The sequence below is a fragment of the Cupriavidus sp. WS genome, from assembly GCF_000395345.1.
Classification (GTDB): domain Bacteria; phylum Pseudomonadota; class Gammaproteobacteria; order Burkholderiales; family Burkholderiaceae; genus Cupriavidus; species Cupriavidus basilensis_B.
In genome coordinates, this window is record NZ_AQPL01000389.1 from 1 (window position 1) to 15234 (window position 15234).

The following is a 15234-nucleotide window of genomic DNA, read 5'->3' on the forward strand; positions in this document are numbered from 1 at the left end:
CGCCGAAGGCAGCCGCTGGCTGCGCGACGCCGCCGAGGGCGGCGACGCGCGCGCGCATTTCCTGCTGGGCAAGGCCGCGTTCCCGGGCGACGGCGCGGACAGCGGCGACGGCAGCGAAGCCGGCGGCACCGCGCCCGACGCCGCCGCGGCCTGGCATCACTTCGCGCTCGCCGCCGCCGCCGGCGACAGCGGCGCCGCCTACTACCTCGGCCTGCTGCACCGTGGCGGCTACGGCCGCGCGCCCGACGCCGCCAGCGCCGCGCGCTGGTTCGGCGTGGCCGCCGACGCCGGCGTGGCCCCGGCCATGTTCATGCTCGCCAACGCCTACCGCGACGGCGCCGGCGTGGCGCGCGACGAGCGCCGCGCGCTGGCATGGTACGAAGCGGCGGCCCAGCGCGGCCATGCCGCGGCGATCCGCGCGCTGGCGCGCCGCTAGGGGACGCGCTGCGCGGGAACACCAAGCATGTCGCGTAAGTCGCGCGAGGCTTGAAATCGCATACAAGGCAGTGGTTCGACATTCGCCCCGCGAGCTGATCGTCCCGTCCACGCATACTGCCATCCGGCCGCTCAAGCCGCAGGCAGTCGCGCGATCACCTTGATCTCGAACTGGAAGCCGGACAGCCAGGTCACGCCAACCCCCGTCAGGGTCGGGTATGGCGCCTCGCCCCAGTAATCCGGCAGCACTTTCCAGACGGTCTCTAGCGTGTCCTGCGGATCAATCAGGAATGCCGTGACATCGACCACATCGTCAAACGTGCATCCAGCGGCCTCCAGCACAGCATTGAGGTTGTCAAAAGCGCGTCGAATCTGTGCCTCCAACTCCGGCTCTGGCGAGCCATCCTCCCGGCTGCCGACTTGGCCGGACACGAAAAGGAAGCCGTCCACACGTACGGCCGGGGAGTAATGATTTCGTTCATACAAAGCTTGACGCCCTGCAGGGAATACAACATCGCGGGATGACGCCATGGCGAGTTCTCACTTTCTTTGTCCAGCAATCTCTGCCGGACTTCATTGGGATGAATGGAAGACTCTACAGGCGGGGATGTCATCGATAAATGGCCTATTCTCTTCACCAGAATTTGTAAAATCCAAACAATATGAATCAAATTCTCGGAACAAAAGATGGATCGGTTCGATGCGATGCGCGTCTTTGCTTGCGTGGTGGAAACAGGCAGCTTCACCAAGGCCTCGGAGACCCTGCATATCAGCCGGGCGACGGCAACCCAATTGGTGCAGCAGCTCGAGACACGCCTGCATGCCAAGCTGCTGCATAGAACCACCCGCAAGGTCAAGGTGACGGTTGCAGGGCAAACCTTCTACGACCATGCGATTCGACTGCTGGCCGACCTGCAGGAAGCGGAACGTGGCGTGGCAGGAGGATCAGACATGCTCGAAGGGCGCCTGCGGGTCGATGTGCCCAGCCCACTGGCCAGCTTGATCCTGGTGCCTGCACTCCCCGGTTTCTACGAGCGCTACCCCGGCATTCAGCTTGACATGCGTGTCAGCGACCGCACGTCTGATCTACTGGATGAGAACATCGACTGCGTGATCCGGGGCGGGCCCATTGCTGACCAGACACTGATCGCCAGGCGGGTGGGCGATCTCCATCTACAGACCTACGCCGCGCCCGAGTACCTGCGGCGCGCCGGGAACCCCGGCCATCCGAGCGAGCTCGATGGATCCGCGCATCGGATCGTGGGTTATCTGTGGGCACACAGAAACCAGCGCGTCCCGTATCCGATGCGACGTGGCGAGGAGATTGTCAGCATCCGTGGCAACTATGCCCTTGCCGTCGATGACGGCAATGCCTATCTGGCTGCAGGCGTGGCCGGACTGGGAATCGTATGGCTGCCAGACTACATGGCCCAGCGTTGTACAGCCGAGGGCACGTTGATCCGGTTGTTTCCCGAGTGGCAACTGGACCCCATGCCATTGCATGTCGCTTTCCACCCAAGCCGGCGTGCCAATGCCAGGCTGCGCGCCTTCATCGATTGGGTGGAGGAACGCATCGGCGCGATCTCCTGATCCGTTCGCTTTCGACGGCATTGCTTTGCCAAGGCCTCCTTTTCCGAGTCCCCGATCCCCGCCATGAACGCCTCCAACATGGGCGGGATCGGCTTTTCGGCATCGACCGCCTCGCCATACGTCTGCGCGTGCAGCGCGGCGTGACGGTCGAGGCCGGTCTTCAGGCTGACCTTGCCGGCAACCCGGGGTGCCGCGCTCACGCCGGCGGCGCCCCGTCCTTGAATGCGCTCTTGAGCATCTGGCGCAGCTCCGGTCCGTCTTCATGGTGATGGACCTGCACCGCATGCTGCACGGCGACCTGAAGCAGTTCTTCCTCGCTGTCGGCGCTCAGGGCGACCGTGCACTTGGATTCGCTGGGGAACTCGCGGCAATCGATGTATTTGCGTCCCATGACTGGCTCCTGACGCGATGAGGGTGTATCGGCGGGGCCTCGCCGAGGCTCCGGTCGCGGCGCCGTGGCGGGCCACGCGCGGCGTGCGAGTCCAGTATAGGGCGGCCCGCGCGAAAGCCCATGCCGGGGCCGGATCGGCTATCCTCAAGCGCCTGCCCGCTGCCCAACCCGACATACCCAAGCCAAGATGAAATCGATCTACCTAGCCGGTTTCGACGTCTTCCGCCCGGACGCCGTCGCCCACGGCGAATACCTCAAGGCGCTGTGCGCCCGGCACGGCTTCCTCGGCCTCTATCCGCTCGACAAGGCGGCGCCCGCCGGCCTGCCGGGTCCCGACGCCGCGCGCTGGATCTACGAGGCCAATATCAACCTGTTGCGCCGCGCCGACATGGTGATGGCCAATCTCGACGATTTCCGCGGGCCCGGCGAGCCGGATTCGGGGACCGTGTTCGAGGCTGGTTTCGCGGTGGCGCTGCAGAAGCCGGTGTGGGGCTACAGCGCCGACGCCGGCACCCTGCTGGAGCGCGTCGGCGTGGCCAGGGGCGAGGACGGCGCCATGCGCGACGCGCGCGGCTTCGTGGTGGAGGATTTCGGCCTCGCCAAGAACCTGATGCTGGCCTGCTCGGTGAAGCTGGTGGCCGGCGGCCCGGAGGCATGCCTGGCCGCGATGGAGCAGGCCGAGCGGCGGCGCAGTTGCCGCGGCGCCGGCGCGCCGGCCGAGGACTGAGCGGCCGGGCGCGCGGCGCCGGTTCAGCGGCGCAGGCTGGCCATGCCGGCGGCGATGTCGTCCGCGGTGCCGGACACGATCTGGCGGTAGGCCGCCACCACGCCGTCCACCGCGCCCGGCGCCGGCAGCTCGGCCTGGGTGCGCCCGGCGCTGACCTTGCCGTCGGGCAGGCGGCGCACGGTCCAGTTGATGGTGGCGCTGGCGCGCTCGCCGACGCTGGCTTCCAGCCGCACCACCTCGGTGGTGATGCGGTACACGGGCGCCTCGTCCGGCAGGCCCGACAGGCCCTGCTGGTAGGTGTCCAGCGCGCCGAGCCGGGCCTGCAACTGCTGCGAGAGCGCGTCGCGCAGCTCGTCGGGCAGCGGCGCCGACCAGCGCGACTGGTCGAGCAGCCGCAGCTCGCCGTCCTGGCCGCTGCGCACCACCAGCTGCGGGCGGTTCAGGCGCTCGGGCACGCGCACCGGCGCCACCTCGATCCACAGCGGCCGGGCGCCGGGCGCCGGGGCCGCCGCGGGCGCGCCGTTCGCACCATTCGCGCTGCCCGCGAGCGTGTAGTAGCGCGGCTCGGGCGAGGCGCAGCCGGCCAGCAGCGCGGCCGCGAGCGGCAGCGCCAGCATGGCGGAGGAGATCATCTTGCGGGTCATCATGGGGTCTCCGGCTTGCCGCGCACCAGCGCTTCGGGGTGGCGTTCCAGGTAGTCGGTCAGCGCGCGCAGCGACACCGCGGTGCGCGTGAGCTCCTGCATCATGCGGCGCGTGTCCTGCTGCAGCGGCGCGTCGGAGGCGAGCGTGCCGTTGGCGGCGCTGAGCGTCTTGCGCGCGTCCTGCAGCGCGGCCACCACCTGCGGCGCGACGTCGCCGTTGAGCTGGCCGACCAGCTTGTCGGCGCTGGCGAGCATGGTGTTCATGGTGGCCAGCGAGGCGCGCAGGTCCTGGCCGATCTGCTCGAACGGCACCTTGTCGATCTTGTTGACGATGTCGCCGAGCTTGGCCTGCAGCTCGTCGAAGGTGCCCGGCGTGGTGGGCAGCTCGGCGATCGCGCCGTTGTAGTCCACGCCGACCGGCGGCGCCTTGGGGAAGAAGTCGAGCGCCACGTAGAGCTGGCCGGTCAGCAGGTTGCCGGTGCGCAGCTGCGCGCGCATGCCGCGCTTGACCAGCGCCTGGACGATGGTGCGCGCGCGGTTGACGTCCTCCACGTCGCGCGCGCGGAAGCCCATGCGCGACGGGTAGAGCTCCACCACCACCGGCAGGCGGAAGGCCTTCTTGTCGCCCACGTACTCGATGCCGATCGAGCGCACCTGGCCCACCACCACGCCGCGGAAGTCCACCGGCGCGCCCGGCGAGAGCCCGCGCACCGACTGGTCGAAGTTGAGCACGGCCAGCGAGGGCACCAGTTCCTCGGGCTCCTTCATGGCCTCGGTCTGGTCGCTGGAGAGCAGGAACTGGGTGTTCTCGCTGGCCGCCGCGGTGGCCCTGGAGTCGTCCGGCGCCTGGAACGCCACGCCGCCCAGCAGCACCGTCACCAGCGACTGCGTGTTGAGCTTGAAGCCGCCGGCGTCGAGCTTGATGTCCACGCCGCTGGCGTGCCAGAAGCGGGTGTCGGCCGTGACCAGCTTGTCATAGGGTTTGTTGATGAACACGCGCAGCGACAGGTCGCGCCCGTTGGGCTCGAGCTGGTAGGCCACCACCTGGCCGACCTGCACGCGGCGGTAGTAGACCGGCGAGCCGATGTCGAGCGAGCCGAGGTCGGCCGCGCGCAGCACGAACTGCTTGCCGGAGGCGTCGGTGGTGACGGCCGGTGGCACCTCCAGCCCGGTGAAGTCGCGTATGCGTTCCTCGGACTTGCCCGCGTCCACGCCGATGTAGGCGCCCGACAGCAGCGTCTCCAGCCCGGAGATGCCGCTCGTCGCGAAGCGCGGGCGCACCACCCAGAAGCGCGTGTCTTTGGCCGAGAAGCTGGCCGCGTCCTGGGTCAGGTCGATCCTGGCGATCACGTGCGAGCGGTCCGGCGCCAGGCGCACCGACTTGACCAGGCCGATGTCCACGTCCTTGTAGCGCACCGGCGTCTTGCCCGGCGTGAGCCCTTCGGCGGTGCGGAAGGTGACGGTGATCTCGGGGCCGCGCTCGGCGATGGTGCGGATCAGCAGCGACAGGCCGACCACGGCGGCGACGATCGGGATCAGCCACACCAGCGAGGGCAGCCAGCGCGAGCGCCGGCGGCGCGCCGGCGAGGGCGGCTGCGGTGGCGGGGAGGGGGAAGCGTTGTCAAGATCGGGCATCGTTTGCATCCAGCGAATCCCACAGCAGGCGCGGGTCGAAACTGAGTGAGGCCAGCATGGTGAGCACCACCACGGAGCCGAAGGCCAGCGCGCCGCCGCCCGGGATGATGGTGGCGAGCGCGCCGGCGCGCACCAGCGAGGCCAGCAGCGCCACCACGAAGATGTCGAGCATCGACCAGCGGCCGATGACCTCGACCAGGCCGTACAGGCGGGTCTGCTGGCGGATGCGCCAGCGCGAGCGGAAATGCACGGACAGCAGCAGCAAGGTGAGGATGCACATCTTCAGCAGCGGTACCACGATGCTGGCGATCAGCACCACGATGGCCAGCAGGTTGGAGCCCGACAGCCACAGGTAGATCACGCCCGAGAAGATGGTGTCGTGCTGCGTGCCGAGGATCGACTGCGTCACCATCACCGGCAGCAGGTTGGCCGGAATGTAGAGGATGTAGGCCGCCAGCAGGAAGGCCCAGGTGCGCGCCACGCTGTGCGGCTTGCGGTGGTGCAGCGTGGCGCCGCAGCGCGGGCAGGGCCCGCCCTCCAGCGCGCGCGGGCTGAGCGCGTCGCAGGCGTGGCACGAGACCAGCCCCATCGAGGTGGCGGTGGGCACCTGCGGCAGCGGCTTGTCCTCGTCGTCGTCGGCCAGCTCCGCCATCACGCCGGCGGCCATGCGGCGCGAGCGCGCCAGCGCGCTTTCGCCGTTGCCGCGCGGCGCGGGAGCGGGGGCAGGGTTGGGGGCGGAATCCGGCGCGGCGCTCATCGCGGCTCCTCGTCCAGGTAGTCCCACAGGTTGCGCGGGTCGAACGACAGCATCGCCGCCAGCACCACCACCAGCGCGCCGAACGACCACAGCGCCACGCCCGGCAGCACCTGGGCCATCGTCGAGAGCTTCACCAGCGTGACCAGCACGCCGATCATGAACACCTCGATCATGCCCCACGGGCGCGTCTGGCGGATGCCGCGCACGATGCGCTCGAAGCCGGCCGGCATGCGGTGGCGCGCCATCGGCACCAGCAGGTACAGCATCATCAGCATCTCGGTGAGCGGGAACAGGATGGTGGTGGCGAACACCAGCATCGCCACCAGCTCCATGTGGTCGGCGTAGAGCGCCCGCACCGCGCCCCACAGCGTGGTCTCGGTGCGCACGCCCTTGAGGTCCATCTCGACGATCGGATAGGCGTTGGAGACCGCGAACAGGATCAGCGCGGCCAGCACCAGCGGCAGCAGGCGCGCATAGGCGCGCGTGCTCTCGCGGTAGAGCTGGCCGCCGCAGCGCAGGCACAGCGCGCGCTCGCCGTCGGCCAGGGGCTCGCGCTGGTAGACCGCGTCGCAGTATTCGCAGGCCACCAGCCGCGCGAGCGCGGCCGGATCTTGCGGCTGCGGGCGGGCGTCGTCGCGGCGCGCTTCGCTCATGCCTTGCCGGAGCCGGCCACGTCCTCGGCGGCGATGGGTTTGCCCTGCGCCAGCGCGCGCGGCGGATCGGCCAGCTGCTGCGAGCCGATGGTCCAGTCGCGCAGCAGCGCGTAGGCCACCGCCAGCAGCGTCGGGCCGATGAACACGCCGAGGAAGCCGAACGCCAGCGCGCCGCCGAACACGCCCAGCATGACCCAGATCAGCGGCATGTCGGTGCCCTTGCTGATCAGCAGCGGCTTGATGATGTTGTCGGCCATGCTGACCACGCCCACGCCCCACACCACCATGAAGATGGCCCAGCCCAGCGCGCCGGTGTGGTACAGCCACAGCGCGGCCGGGATCCACACCAGCGGCGGCCCGACCGGGATCACCGACAGGAAGAAGGTCACGAAGCCGAGGATGGCCGCGCCCGGCACGCCCGCGATCCAGAAGCCGATGCCGGCCAGCAGCGCCTGCACGAAAGCCGTGCCCAGCACGCCGTAGACCACGCCCTTGACGGTGTTGCCGGCCAGCGCCAGCAGGTGGTCGGCGCGCTCGCCGGCGATGCGGCGCATGCCCGCGCGCAGCCACGCCACCGCGAACTCGCCGCCGGTATAGAAGAAGAACGCCAGCACGATCGACAGCGCCAGTTGCCCGAGCCCGGCGCCGATCGACAGGCCCGCGCCCAGCACCGCGTGGCCGACCGGCGCGATCAGCTTGCGCAGGTTGGCCACCATGTCGGAGTCGGCGTGGATCACCTTGTCCCAGCTGGTCTGCAGGTAGCTGCCGACGTAGGGCAGGCCGCTCAGCCAGTCCGGCAGCGCCGGCAGGCCGCTGTCGATGAAGCGGTCCACCACGCCGGAGAGCTGGTCGATATGGGCCGAGAAGCTGGCGCCGGCGTAGACGAACGGGCCCAGCACGATCACGGCGGCCAGCAGCACGCAGATCATGGCGGCCAGGCTGCGGCGGTTGCCCAGCCAGCGCGACAGCACCGAATACGGATACCAGGAACTGAACGCGAGGATGGCGGCCCACAGCAGCGCCGTGGTGAACGGCGCCAGCACCAGCAGCGAGCCGCCGATCAGGACGACCAGCGCCAGGACGGCGGCAATTTTTTCGATCAGTTGGCTGGAGTTCATCGGGTGCATCTCCGGGCATGCCGGCGTGACGGGAACGCCGACAATATATAGGAAAACATAGACCCTCCCGCCCGATAGCGGGGATGCCGGCGCGCGCGCGGGCAAAAAATGCTGCGTTGCGGTTGCTGCGCCGCGGCACGGGCGTGCGCCGGCGCGGGGTGTGGGAGTGTGGGAGGCGGGGCCGGCGCGCAGCCGCCGCGGCTCGCGGCAGCTGCGGCGGGCACGGGGCCGGGCGCTAGGCCGGCGGGTGAGCCGGCGGCGGCCCCTGCTCCAGCAGCGCCGCGATCAGGTCGGACTGCGTGACGATGCCGAGCAGCCGGCGCTGCGCGTCCACCACCGGCATCTCGTGCAGGCCGCCGTCGGAGAACGCGCGCGCCAGCTCCACCATCGGCTGCTCCGGCCGGGCGGTGGCCATGCCGGTGTGCATCAGGTCGCCGGCGCTGCCCGCGCGCGGCTGGCCGCCGGCGCGCGCGGCCAGCAGGTCGGCCAGGCCCAGCATGCCGACCAGGCGCCGCGCCTCGTCCACCACCGGCAGCGTGCGCAGGCCGTGGCGGTTGAGCAGCGCGCGCGCCTGCACGCCGCTGTGGCCGGGCTGCACCGTCACCACGTCGCGCGACATGATGTGCTCGCAGCGCACCTCGCCGAAGCGGCGGCGGTAGGCGCGCATCTGCGCGGCCACCAGGATGTCTTCCAGGTCGTCTTCCTCGATGTCGAGGAATTCGCCGCGCGCGCGCAGCACCGCGTCCAGGTCGGCGCGGCTGAAGCCCACGCGCGCGCTCGGCGGCGGATCGGCGGTGCGGTGCGCATTGGCGTGCTCGGCCGGGCGGTGCGGGTAGCGCCGCCGCAGCGCGTTGTTGAACAGCAGCGCCACCAGCAGCAGCAACATCGAATTGAGCGCCACCGGGAACGCCGCGAAGCCGAAGCCGAGCTTGGCCACGGCCGGCCCGCCGAACACGGCCGTGACCGCCACCGCGCCGCTGGGCGGGTGCACGCAGTGCAGCCGGAACATCGCCGCGATGGCCAGCGCCACCGCCGCCGCGGCGGCCAGCCCGGGGTCGGGAATCCAGCGCGCGCACGCCACCCCGATCAGCGCCGCCACCAGGTTGCCGCCGACGATGGACCACGGCTGCGCCAGCGGGCTGGCCGGCACCGCGAACAGCAGCACCGCCGAGGCGCCCATCGGCGCCACGAACCACGGGTTGAGGCCGCCGAGCATGCGGTGGCTGATCCATTCGGTGGCCAGCAGGCCGAGCAGCGCGCCCAGGCAGCTCTTGAAGCGCTCGCGCCGGCTGCCGGCGACGGGGGCGGGCACGAACGCGCGCAGCCAGGCGCGCGCCGGCGCGGGCGGGAAACCGGCCGGCGCGGCGGCGGAAGCGGCTCGGGAATCGGCCGGGGAAGGGGCCTGGGATGGCGGCATGGGGCGGGCCTGGTTCTCGGTTCGGTGGCCCGGGACGGGGCGCAAGGCTGGCTGCGCGGGCGCGGCGGCACGCATCCGCCGCCGGCCGCATCGCAGCAAGCCGGGCGCAAATATATCATGACGTGATACATTTCGCTGTCGCGGCGCCGGCTGCGGCACCACCCCATATGCGCGCCGCGCAAGCCCCCACGAGTCCCATCATGCACTTCGAAAAACGCGACTACGCCGTCAGCCGGCGCCTGCTGCTGCTGGCCGCCCTGGCGCTGCCGATCGGCGCGGTCAGCACGGCGGCGGCGCTGCTGCTGCTGAACCTGATCCGCTTCTTCACCAATCTCTTCTTCTTCCAGACGCTGTCGCTGGCCGAGCGCTCGCCGGCGCAGCACGCGCCCGGCGCGTGGGCGATCCTGGTGCCGGTGGCCGGCGGGCTGCTGGTGGGGCTGATGGCGCGCTACGGCAGCGACAAGATCCGCGGCCACGGCATCCCCGAGGCCATCGAGGCGGTGCTGTTCGGCAAGAGCCGGATGTCGCCGCGCGTGGCGGTGCTCAAGCCGCTCTCGTCGGGCATCGTGATCGGCAGCGGCGGGCCGTTCGGCGCCGAGGGGCCGATCATCATGACCGGCGGCTCGATCGCCTCGCTGCTGGCGCAATACCTGCACCTGACCGCCGCCGAGCGCAAGACGCTGCTGGTGGCGGGCGCCTGCGCCGGCATGACGGCGATTTTCGGCACGCCGGTGGCGGCGGTGCTGCTGGCGGTGGAGCTGCTGCTGTTCGAGCTGCGCCCGCGCAGCCTGCTGCCGGTGGCGCTGGCGTGCGCGGTGGCCGGTTTCCTGCGCCCGCTGGCGTTCGGTCCCGGCCCGCTGTTCGCCATGCAGACGCCGCCCGCCTCCGCCGTGGCGCTCGGCTCGTGCGTGGTCGCCGGGCTGCTGTGCGGCGTGCTCGGCGCGGTGCTGACGCTGGCGCTGTACCGCACCGAGGACCTGTTCTCCCGGCTCGGGCTGCACTGGATGTGGTGGCCCGCCATCGGCGGCGCGGTGGTCGGCATCGGCGGCTACTTCGAGCCGCGCGCGCTCGGCGTGGGCTACGACGTGATCGCCGACCTGCTGCACAATCGCCTGGCGCTGGAAGTGGCGCTGGCCCTGCTGGCGGTCAAGGCGGCGATCTGGGTCGCGGCGCTCGGCTCGGGCACCTCGGGCGGCGTGCTGGCGCCGCTGCTGATGCTCGGCGCGGGGCTGGGCGTGGCGCTCGGGCCGGTGCTGCCCGGCGGCTCGCCGCAGCTGTGGGCGCTGGTGTGCATGGCCGGCGTGCTGGGCAGCGTGCTCGGCGCGCCGCTGACCGCGATCGTGTTCGCGTTCGGGCTGACCCACGACAGCGAGGCGCTGCTGCCGCTGCTGCTGGCCACCGCGGTGGCGCACGGCTTCACGGTGCTGACCATGAAGCGCTCGATCATGACCGAGAAGATCGCGCGCCGCGGCCTGCACGTCTACCGCGAGTACGGCGTCGACCCGCTCGAGCGCCAGCACGTGGCGGACCTGATGACCACCGCGGTGGTGAGCGTGGACGGCGAGCAGGCGGTCGGCGCGCTGTGGCCGCGCCATTTCGGCGAGCACGCGCCGCACCGCGCCTATCCGGTGGTGTGCGGCGGGCGCGTGGCGGGCATGCTGGAGCGCAACGCCTTGCGCGGCCGGGAGGATTCGCCGCTGCGCGGGCGCGAGCTGATGATGCCGCTGGGCGCGGAGCAGGTGCTGCTGCCCGCGCACACCGCGCGCGCCGCCGCCGGGCGCATGGCGGCGCTCGGCGTGGGCCGCCTGCCGGTGGTGGCGGACGCGGAGTCGATGCGGCTGGTGGGCGTGGTGTCGCTGCGCGACCTGCTGCATCCCAGCGGGCAGGTGCTCGACGAAGAAACGCGGCGCGAGCGGCTGCGCGGCGCGGGCCGCGGCGGGCCCGCGCGCGCCGTCACTTCTTCGTGAGCCGGTCCATCATGCTCTTGACCTTCTGCTCGTTGCGGCGGTCGATCTCCGCCTTCTCGGCCGGGGTCAGCGCCGCCGTGTTGCAGGCGCCGGCGTAGCTGGAGAAGCGGCTGGCGCACTGCGCCGCCAGCTGCTTGGCGCGGGTCCAGTCGCCGGCCTGGCCGTAGAAGCGGATGGCGTCGGGCCAGGCCGCGGGGGCGTCGCTGAAGTAGCTCAGGCCCTGCTCCATCACCTGGCCCGCCTGCCGGCCCTGGCCGGCGCCGAGCAGCCCGCTGGCGCGGGTCACGTAGACCGTCCAGCTGCGGTCGGGCTCGGACTGCAGGTTGCGGTCCAGCAGCGCGCCGGCGCGCTGCATGCCCTGCGCGTTGCCGCCGGGGCCGAGCTCGGCCAGGCTCAGCGTCATCAGCGGCAGCGCCTGGCGCGCCGTGGGGCCGGAGCTGGCTTCCAGCGCCAGCTTGCGCGCGCGGGCGAAGTCCTGCGCCTGCAAGGCGCCCTGGGCATCGGCGGCGAGCTGGTAGTTCTTCAGCGTGGCGGCGGTGCGCCGCTGCGCCAGCGCGCGCGTCCAGGGCGCCACGCTCGGGCGCGGGCGCGGCTTGCCGGCCATCAGCGGCATGACCTGCGCGGTGAGCGAGTCGAGCCGGCCCGCGGTCGACGGGTGCGACACCGTGAGCTGGTCCCACAGGCCGCGCATGCCGTTGTCGAGGTTCTGGAACAGCCCGGCGCCGCCGGACTCCAGCGAGGCCTCCAGTTCGCGCACGGTCTGGTTGATGGCGTCGTTGCCCTGCGCCGTGCTCTTCTTGCGCGCATTGTCGGCGGCGGCCTGCTTGACCTGCTCGAGCAGGCGCTGCTGCTGGGCCTCGCGCAGCGCGGCGTTCTTCTGCTCCCAGGTGTCCTGGCGCTCGAGGAAGGCCTTGAAGCCCTGCGTGAACGAGTAGCCCAGGCGCAGGCTCACGGTGGCGCCGAAGCGGTCGGCGTTCTCTTCCTGCTGGCGGCCCCAGGCCGGCACCAGCACGCTCTTGCCGAGCGCGTAGGAGGCCAGCACGCTGTCGGCCAGGCCCCAGCCGGCGGCGTTGCCGGCCTTGCGCGCCAGCACCACGCCCACGGTGGTCCAGGTGGCGACCTTGTCGGCGGCGTCGGCCGCGCCTTCGAGCTGGTGGTAGTCGAGATAGACGTGGCCGTACTCGTGCGAGAGCAGTGCCACGATCTCATCCTCCGACTCGGCCGAGGCCAGCCAGCCCAGCGACAGGTAGATGTTGCCGCTGCCGGTGCAATAGGCCTGCAGGTCGCCGGAGGCGGTGATGTAGACCGCGCCGGGCCAGTCCGGCACGCCGGCCGCGGTCTTGACCCTGGCCAGCAGGCCGTCGAGGTAGGCCTGCATCTCCGGCATGTCGACCAGGCCGTAGCCGCGCGCGCGCTGGTTGCGCACGTCCGGGGCCGGGTCGGGCCATGTGCGCCCGGTGGGCACGGGCGGCAGCTCGCCGGTCTTGAAGGCGAAGGTGTCGCCGCCGGGCAGCGTGGCGCAGCCGGCGGCCAGCCATGCCGCGGCCAGCGCCGCCAGCGCGGCTTGCACAGGCCGCGCCGGCGCGCGGCGCGGGCGCCTGGGCTTCGGGCTTGCTCGCATGGCGCTCAGCGGCAGTTGGCTTCGCCGGCGCCCGGGGTGGAGCCGGTCGGGCTGTGGTTGCTGCCGCCCTGCATCACGGTGCCGGCGCAGCTTGCCCTGGCGCCGCGCGTGACGCGCACGGTCATGCTGTCGACCCAGTAGTCGTGCCCGGCCACGCGCACGCGGTAGAAGTCGTCCTTCGACTCGAGCACGGGCCACGGCAGGTTGTCCGGCGCCACGCTCTGCGCGGCGGCGGCGTCGCCGGGGTGCGCGTACAGCGGCAGCGGCTTGACGACGGCGCCGGCGACCTGGCCGAGGTCGGACGGCGGCGTGGCGGCGCCGGCCGGCAGCGCCGGCAGGACCGGCAGCAGGGCGAGCAGGGTGGCGGCGAGGCGGGCGCGGAGGGACGCGCGGAGGGACGGGAGGCGGCGCATGGTTTTTACTCCGGGTGGTGCGATTCGGTCAGGGGTGGCTCGTCCGGGTCGGTGCCGAGCGCGATGTCGGTGATCTTGCGGGTCCAGCCGAACCATTCGGCGGCGAGCGCCATCGCGGCGAGGTCCACCACGGGCAGCGTGCCGACGTCGAGCAGCCACTGGGCGCCGACGATGAACAGCATGATGGCCAGCGTGGAATAGGCCACGCGCCAGGCCTGCCCCGAGAGGAACGCACCGACCCGGCCGGCGCCGAGCAGGAACGCGCTCAGGTGCCGGTCGCGCGGGCCGCACGCGCCGGTGGTGCAGGCGTGGCGCAGGCGCGCGCGCAGGCGGCGCAGCCATACCCCGGGCTGGCGCCGCCAGCGCCCGCGTGCGTGCCGCGGCGGCGGGCCGCCGAACAGGCGCCGGCGGTGCAGCAGCAGGTGGGTCAGCGCCACCGCGACCAGGCCCAGCACGGCCAGGCGCCACGGCGGCGGCATCTCCCATTCCAGCGCGCGCTTGTAGCGCGCGCCGTAGGTCAGCAGGTTGTCGAGCGCCATCGCGTGCATGAACACGCCCGGGATCGGACCGTGCACGGGCGACGCCACCAGGTCGTTGCTGCCCGCCATCGAGGTGCCGATCAGCACGAAGCGGCCGTCGATGCGCTCGCGCAGCCGCTGCGCGTCCGCCTCGGTGGCCGGCTTGAGCTCGCGCATGGTCAGCGCGCGGCTGTAGGGGCAGATCGGCTTGAGCGCCTCGTCGCCGGCCCACAGCGCGCGCAGCGCGGGCGGCAGGACCTCGCCGGGGCCGGCATAGGGCCGGCACCATTCGGCGAAGCGCGGCAGGCCGGCATTGTCCACGCCCCAGACCAGCGCCATCGGCGCTTCCTCGCGCTCGAGCTTCACGCCGGCGGCATCCTCGGCCACCGCCAGCGCGGCACTGCGCGCGGGCGGGGCGCTGTCTTCGTCGCGCGCTTCGCCGTGCTCCCCGCCGTGCGCCTGGTTCTCGTGCCTGCCTTCATGGCCGCCGGCCTCGCGCCACAGCGGGTAGTTCCAGATCAGGCGGTCGATGCGGTCGGCCTCGTAGTCCACGCCGACCAGCGTGAAGCACGGCGCCTCGCCGGCAGGCGTGGCCAGGCCCGGGCGCAGCGCCAGCCGGCCGTCCGCGCCGGGCAGCGCGGCCAGGAAGACCGGCACGCCGCGGTCGCGCAGCCGGCACAGCGCCTGCACCAGCGCGGGCAGCGTGGCGTCGTCGCGCGCCTGCGTGAAGGTGATGTCGACGAAGATCGCGCGCGGCTTGTAGGCCTGCCCCAGCACCGACAGCCAGCGCGCGTGCGTGCGGTACGGCACCGGCCAGCCCTGGCCGGCCTCGGCCAGGGAGGTGTCGTCGATCAGCAGCACGGTCACGTCGTCGCGGCGCGCGGCGGGGTAGAAGGCGCCCACCAGCGCGCTCTGCGCGCGCGCGGTGACGTGGGTGATGGCGTCGCTGGAGGGCACCACCTTGGGCACGCCCCACAGCATCAGGAAGGAGATCACCAGCGCGAACGGCAGCGAGACCAGGAAGCGCGTCGCCGGCTTGTAGCGCCGGGCGTCTTCCCGCGCGCCGGCGGCGTGGCCGGTGGGCGGCGCGCCCGTGCCGGCTGGCGCCGCCGGCGTGGCGTGGTGAGGCGAGCTGGTCATCCTGCGGCGTTCTTGTTCTTGTCCTGGCGATGGCCGTGCGCGGCCCGCGCGCGCAGGGCTGTCCCGGGGGAGGTCAGATGTGGATCAACGGTGGCAAATGCCGGCGCTCATGATAGCTCGAAATTACATTTGCTTACATATGCCGATGTGGCTGCGGGGAGACAGCCGCCCCATCGGAGGGCGGGCAGGGCGGGAGGCGGGCAGGCGGG

14 protein-coding genes and 2 pseudogenes are annotated in these 15234 nt (G+C 72.0%); 4 read left to right on the forward strand and 12 right to left on the reverse strand.

Features of this window, described 5'->3' with window-relative positions:
• Positions 1–436: pseudogene (locus K206_RS39490) on the forward strand (SEL1-like repeat protein); the annotation flags it as partial.
• Between the two features lie 131 nt (positions 437–567).
• On the opposite strand, the gene K206_RS0127695 reads toward K206_RS39490, so the two are convergent.
• A complete protein-coding gene (locus tag K206_RS0127695) occupies positions 568–966 on the reverse strand; it encodes a RidA family protein (protein WP_029044166.1) in 399 nt (132 codons plus the stop codon).
• 156 nt (positions 967–1122) lie between these two features.
• Between K206_RS0127695 and K206_RS0127700 the strand changes: the two genes are divergently transcribed.
• The gene (locus K206_RS0127700) at positions 1123–2025 is read left to right on the forward strand and encodes a LysR family transcriptional regulator (protein WP_020205627.1); all 903 of its coding nucleotides are present in this window, start codon (positions 1123–1125) and stop codon (positions 2023–2025) included.
• A 9-nt stretch (positions 2026–2034) separates the two neighbouring features.
• Here K206_RS0127700 and K206_RS41910 read toward each other — a convergent pair.
• A pseudogene (locus K206_RS41910) lies at positions 2035–2192 on the reverse strand (DUF2274 domain-containing protein); the annotation flags it as partial.
• 29 nt (positions 2193–2221) lie between these two features.
• A complete protein-coding gene (locus tag K206_RS0127705) occupies positions 2222–2416 on the reverse strand; it encodes a DUF1059 domain-containing protein (protein WP_020205628.1) in 195 nt (64 codons plus the stop codon).
• A 187-nt stretch (positions 2417–2603) separates the two neighbouring features.
• Between K206_RS0127705 and K206_RS0127710 the strand changes: the two genes are divergently transcribed.
• Positions 2604–3143, forward strand: a complete 540-nt coding sequence (locus tag K206_RS0127710; RefSeq protein WP_020205629.1) for a nucleoside 2-deoxyribosyltransferase — start codon at positions 2604–2606, stop codon at positions 3141–3143.
• A gap of 23 nt (positions 3144–3166) precedes the next feature.
• Here K206_RS0127710 and K206_RS0127715 read toward each other — a convergent pair whose 3' ends face one another.
• The 6 genes from K206_RS0127715 to K206_RS0127740 all read right to left on the reverse strand — a co-directional run bounded on the left by K206_RS0127715 (position 3167) and on the right by K206_RS0127740 (position 9366).
• On the reverse strand, positions 3167–3790 hold the full coding sequence (locus K206_RS0127715; RefSeq protein WP_020205630.1) for a membrane integrity-associated transporter subunit PqiC: 624 nt from the start codon (positions 3788–3790) through the stop codon (positions 3167–3169).
• Positions 3787–5421 carry an intermembrane transport protein PqiB gene (locus tag K206_RS0127720; protein ID WP_020205631.1) on the reverse strand — a complete coding sequence of 545 codons (1635 nt, stop codon included), beginning with the start codon at positions 5419–5421 and terminating at the stop codon, positions 3787–3789. Before K206_RS0127720 ends, K206_RS0127715 begins: the two co-directional genes overlap by 4 nt.
• Positions 5408–6178 (reverse strand): paraquat-inducible protein A, encoded by a 771-nt coding sequence (locus tag K206_RS0127725; RefSeq protein ID WP_020205632.1) that lies wholly within the window; start codon positions 6176–6178, stop codon positions 5408–5410. The genes K206_RS0127720 and K206_RS0127725 overlap by 14 nt, the downstream gene beginning before the upstream one ends.
• Entirely contained in the window at positions 6175–6831 is a 657-nt protein-coding gene (locus tag K206_RS0127730; RefSeq protein ID WP_020205633.1) for a paraquat-inducible protein A, read from the reverse strand. Before K206_RS0127730 ends, K206_RS0127725 begins: the two co-directional genes overlap by 4 nt.
• The gene (locus K206_RS0127735; RefSeq protein ID WP_020205634.1) at positions 6828–7949 is read right to left on the reverse strand and encodes an AI-2E family transporter; all 1122 of its coding nucleotides are present in this window, start codon (positions 7947–7949) and stop codon (positions 6828–6830) included. The genes K206_RS0127730 and K206_RS0127735 overlap by 4 nt, the downstream gene beginning before the upstream one ends.
• A 235-nt stretch (positions 7950–8184) precedes the next feature.
• Positions 8185–9366 (reverse strand): HPP family protein, encoded by a 1182-nt coding sequence (locus K206_RS0127740; RefSeq protein WP_020205635.1) that lies wholly within the window; start codon positions 9364–9366, stop codon positions 8185–8187.
• Positions 9367–9566: 200 nt separating this feature from the next.
• Between K206_RS0127740 and K206_RS39495 the strand changes: the two genes are divergently transcribed.
• Positions 9567–11333: a chloride channel protein gene (locus tag K206_RS39495; RefSeq protein WP_020205636.1), complete on the forward strand. Its 1767-nt coding sequence runs from the start codon at positions 9567–9569 to the stop codon at positions 11331–11333.
• On the opposite strand, the gene K206_RS0127750 is transcribed toward K206_RS39495, so the two are convergent.
• From K206_RS0127750 to K206_RS0127760, 3 genes are read right to left on the reverse strand one after another with little or no spacing between them, the layout of a single operon-like run.
• On the reverse strand, positions 11320–12903 hold the full coding sequence (locus K206_RS0127750) for a M48 family metalloprotease (RefSeq protein WP_020205637.1): 1584 nt from the start codon (positions 12901–12903) through the stop codon (positions 11320–11322). The genes K206_RS39495 and K206_RS0127750 overlap by 14 nt on opposite strands.
• Before the next feature lie 56 nt (positions 12904–12959).
• Positions 12960–13367 (reverse strand): hypothetical protein, encoded by a 408-nt coding sequence (locus tag K206_RS39500; RefSeq protein WP_020205638.1) that lies wholly within the window; start codon positions 13365–13367, stop codon positions 12960–12962.
• A 5-nt stretch (positions 13368–13372) separates the two neighbouring features.
• On the reverse strand, positions 13373–15025 hold the full coding sequence (locus tag K206_RS0127760) for a CHASE2 domain-containing protein (RefSeq protein ID WP_020205639.1): 1653 nt from the start codon (positions 15023–15025) through the stop codon (positions 13373–13375).
• Positions 15026–15234: the final 209 nt, after the last annotated feature.

Excerpts from the sequence above, each read along its gene's own strand:
- K206_RS0127695 (WP_029044166.1), bottom strand. The coding sequence starts at position 966 with ATGGCGTCATCCCGCGATGTTGTATTCCCTGCAGGGCGTCAAGCTTTG.
- K206_RS0127700 (WP_020205627.1), top strand. The coding sequence starts at position 1,123 with ATGGATCGGTTCGATGCGATGCGCGTCTTTGCTTGCGTGGTGGAAACA.
- K206_RS0127705 (WP_020205628.1), bottom strand. The coding sequence starts at position 2,416 with ATGGGACGCAAATACATCGATTGCCGCGAGTTCCCCAGCGAATCCAAG.
- K206_RS0127710 (WP_020205629.1), top strand. The coding sequence starts at position 2,604 with ATGAAATCGATCTACCTAGCCGGTTTCGACGTCTTCCGCCCGGACGCC.
- K206_RS0127715 (WP_020205630.1), bottom strand. The coding sequence starts at position 3,790 with ATGATGACCCGCAAGATGATCTCCTCCGCCATGCTGGCGCTGCCGCTC.
- K206_RS0127720 (WP_020205631.1), bottom strand. The coding sequence starts at position 5,421 with ATGCCCGATCTTGACAACGCTTCCCCCTCCCCGCCACCGCAGCCGCCC.
- K206_RS0127725 (WP_020205632.1), bottom strand. The coding sequence starts at position 6,178 with ATGAGCGCCGCGCCGGATTCCGCCCCCAACCCTGCCCCCGCTCCCGCG.
- K206_RS0127730 (WP_020205633.1), bottom strand. The coding sequence starts at position 6,831 with ATGAGCGAAGCGCGCCGCGACGACGCCCGCCCGCAGCCGCAAGATCCG.
- K206_RS0127735 (WP_020205634.1), bottom strand. The coding sequence starts at position 7,949 with ATGAACTCCAGCCAACTGATCGAAAAAATTGCCGCCGTCCTGGCGCTG.
- K206_RS0127740 (WP_020205635.1), bottom strand. The coding sequence starts at position 9,366 with ATGCCGCCATCCCAGGCCCCTTCCCCGGCCGATTCCCGAGCCGCTTCC.
- K206_RS39495 (WP_020205636.1), top strand. The coding sequence starts at position 9,567 with ATGCACTTCGAAAAACGCGACTACGCCGTCAGCCGGCGCCTGCTGCTG.
- K206_RS39500 (WP_020205638.1), bottom strand. The coding sequence starts at position 13,367 with ATGCGCCGCCTCCCGTCCCTCCGCGCGTCCCTCCGCGCCCGCCTCGCC.
- K206_RS0127760 (WP_020205639.1), bottom strand. The coding sequence starts at position 15,025 with ATGACCAGCTCGCCTCACCACGCCACGCCGGCGGCGCCAGCCGGCACG.